We start from the raw sequence: 3,245 nt of genomic DNA, 5'->3' as shown, positions 1-3,245 counted from the left end.
GAATGACAGCACGGGTTAGCCGGCATCCACTACAGAACCCATCCGAAAACCGCTCTCCTCGAGCGGCGGGGATGAAGCTCGAAAACGCTCGCGGGGCGTGCCGGATGATCGGCACGCCCCGCGTCGCGTCGCTACGGCGTCACGGTGATGGGGATCGCCGGGCTGTCGTAGTCGGAGTGGTTGCCATGCAGGATGTGGAACACCACCGTCGTGCTCCCCGCCGCCACGCCGTCCAGGTCCATGTGGTCGCCGTGCGAGTCGATCACGGCCACGGCTTCGTTTGCCACCGTCCAGTCCAGGCTGTGCTCGTCGTCCGTCGGCTCGATCTGGAAGCGGTCGCCGTCCTCGGCCACGAACCACACGGAGAGGTGCCGCGCCGCCCCGGCTGCCACCGTGAGCGAGCCGGTCACCTGGCGCGCGGCGTTGACGGAGACGAGCGTGGCGTCGTTCTGGTCCGTGATCACCATGCCGACCGCCTCTTCGTGGTCGTGGTCGTCCGGGCCCGTGCCGTCGCCGTCGCAGGCGGCCAGCGCGGCGGTGGCGAACAGCACCAGCGCGGCGCGGGAGATCAGGGACTTTCGCGTGAACATCATCATCATCGTCGGACTCCTTCAGTCGTCGTTGTCGCCGCCCCGCCGGATGCGGAGCGGAGGAAAGGAGCCGGCAGCGCGCCGCGGCCCGTTGCCGGCCATCGGCGCGTCTAGAAGTCGACGCGGTACAGCAGCCGCAGGTTGAGCCCCGGCTGGGGTGCCACCTCGCGGATGCGCGACAGGTGGTCGCGCCACACGCGGTCCGTCAGGTTGTCGGCCGCGAGCGTAAGGGTGTGCAGCCGGCCGGCGCCGTCCCAGCGCAGGCCGGCGGCGGCGTTCAGCAGCGTGTATCCGTCCGTGGGCGTCTCCAGCGGGGTGCCGTCCAGCGCCGTCCCGGGATAGACGCGGTCCTGCGCCGCGGCGCCCTCCACGCCCAGCTCGGCGAACCAGCGCGGCACGTCGCGGCGCACGCGCAGGGCGGCGCGGGCGGGCGGAATGGCGGGGAGCGGGTTCCACCCATCGTCCCCCCGCAGGTCGCCGCGCACCCAGCTGCCCGTGGTCTCCACGACCCACGCGCGCACGGGCTCCCACTGGATGCGCCCCTCCGCGCCCCAAAAGCGCGCGTCGCCGCCACGGGCCTGGTACACGGGGTAGCGGCCGAACCGCGGGTCCATCTCCCCCGTGGGCGCGTAGTAGATGAAGCCGTCGATGACGTTGCGGTACGCCGTCAGCTCGCCTTCAAGCCCGGCGCGCGCCACGCGGACGAACAGGTCCGTCCCCAGCCCCGCCTCCGCGTCCAGTTGCGGATTGCCGATCTCGTACGAGTAGGCGGCCAGGTGCGGCCCGCGGGAGAACAGCTCCTCGATGGAGGGCGTGCGATACGAACGCGCCACGCGCGCGCCGGCCTGCCATCCGCGTCCGATCCGGTAGACGGCCGCCGCGCTCCCCGACAGCGCGCCGAAGTCCCGCGTCCGCACGGAGATGCCGGCCACGGCGCGGTCGTCGTCCGGGTCGATGCGCGTCACGTCGTAGCGCGCGCCCACCTCCAGCCCCCAGCGGCCGCGCGACAGCTCCTCGTAGACGAACGCCGCCAGCGAGCCCTGCCGCGCGGAGCGGCTCCCCGTGGCCAGCCCGCCCACGTCCAGGTCCTTGCCGCTGGCCCAGATGCCGACGGCGCCCTCGTTGCGGAACGCGCCCTCGTGCCGGTGCCGCCCGACGAGGTTCAGCGTGCCCGTGCGCTGCAGGAACGACGTGCCGACGAACGTCTCGCCGTCCGTGCCGCGCTCCATCTCGTGGTGGCGAAAGCGGACGAGGTTCACGTCCACGTCGACGGATGCGAACGGGCCCACGCGCCGCAGCAGCGCGCCCTGCCCGCGGACGGCCGTGCGGCGGACGTCCAGGTCCACGCCGCCCTGGTGCGCGCCGGGGATGTCGCGGCCCTGGAAGGTGCCGGGGACGCCGTACTCCATCGCGTAGTCGCGCACGGCCACGCCCACGAAGCCGCGCGTCCCCACCCGGCTCGCACCCGCGCCCAGCCCGTAGCCGGCCAGGTCCGTGGACGGCAGGTCGCCCAGGGGCGTGCGCGTGTCGCCCGCACGGCGCACGCTGCCTTCCGCGCGCATGGCCCATCCGCCCACACCCGCCAGCCCGGACGCGCCCGCCGCGATGCCCCCGCTCGCGGACTCGCCCTGCAGGCTGAGGGTCCCCGACGGACGGTCCGGCCGTGTGCGGGGCACCTCCTCGCGGATGACGTTGATGACGCCGCCCAGCGCGTTGCTGCCGTACAGCAGCCCCGCCGGCCCGCGTACGACCTCGATGCGCTCCGCCGTCAGCGGCTCCACCATCACGCCGTGGTCCGCGGCGCTGCCGGCGATGTCGCCCGTGCGCTGGCCGTCCTCCAGCACCAGCACGCGGTCGCCGCCCAGGCCCCGGATCACGGGCTGGCTGGCGCCGGGGCCGTTGTAGCGCATGGCGATCCCCGGCTCGCCCGCGACGGTGGCGGACACGGTTGCGCCAAGCTGCCGGCGCAGCTCCGCCCCGCCCACGACCGTCGTCGGCCGGTACGTCTCCTGCCCGCCGCGCTCGCGCCCCGTCCCGGTCGCCACGACGGCGGACAGTTGCAGGGCGGATGGATGGAGCGCGATCGCCAGGTTCGCCGTCTGCCCGTCCGCCACGCGCACCGCGGCCTGCCCGGGCGCGTAGCCCATCCGCTCCGCCGCCATCGTGTAGGCGCCGGCGGGCAGATCGGCGAAGTGAAAGACGCCGTCCGCGTGCGACACTTCGCGGCGCCCCAGTTCCAGGATGCGGACGGTGGCGCCCGCGACCGGCTGGCCCGTGGCCGCGTCCGTCACGATCCCCTGCAGGGCCGCGTCCGCCTCCACCTCGGCAGATGAAGGAAACGCGGGGCGGATGGAGCTCTGCGCATCCGCCGTCCGCGCGAGCGGCAGGAGGAGGGTGATGACAATCAGTCCGCCACGCGAGGGACGGGATGCGGCGGATGGTGATGCGTGCGAATGCGCGGCGCATCCGCAGCGGTGGCAGGTGGCCGCGTGGCGCAGGCGCGCGCTCCACAGCGTGCCGATGGCCAGCAGCACGCTCGCGCCGATGGTTGCCGGCTCCTCCGGCAGCGGCGCGGCCAGGCCCGTCATCCACAGCAACGCCCCCGCGAGGACGACCAGCAGCGGCGCCCATCGTCCGTGCGCGCGGCGGCCCAGC

2 protein-coding genes are annotated in these 3,245 nt (G+C 74.2%); both read right to left on the bottom strand.

The features are described 5' to 3' along the window. Positions 1-131 precede the first annotated feature (131 nt). Positions 132-599, bottom strand: a complete 468-nt coding sequence (locus VFZ20_RS10530) for a hypothetical protein (RefSeq protein ID WP_329683828.1) — start codon at positions 597-599, stop codon at positions 132-134. A 101-nt stretch (positions 600-700) separates the two neighbouring features. Then, on the bottom strand, positions 701-3,245 hold a 2,545-nt coding region (locus VFZ20_RS10525), incomplete at its 5' end, for a TonB-dependent receptor (protein WP_329683827.1).

The organism is Longimicrobium sp. (assembly GCF_036280135.1).
Lineage (GTDB): Bacteria > Gemmatimonadota > Gemmatimonadetes > Longimicrobiales > Longimicrobiaceae > Longimicrobium.
This window is presented reverse-complemented; position numbering and strand designations above follow the sequence as displayed.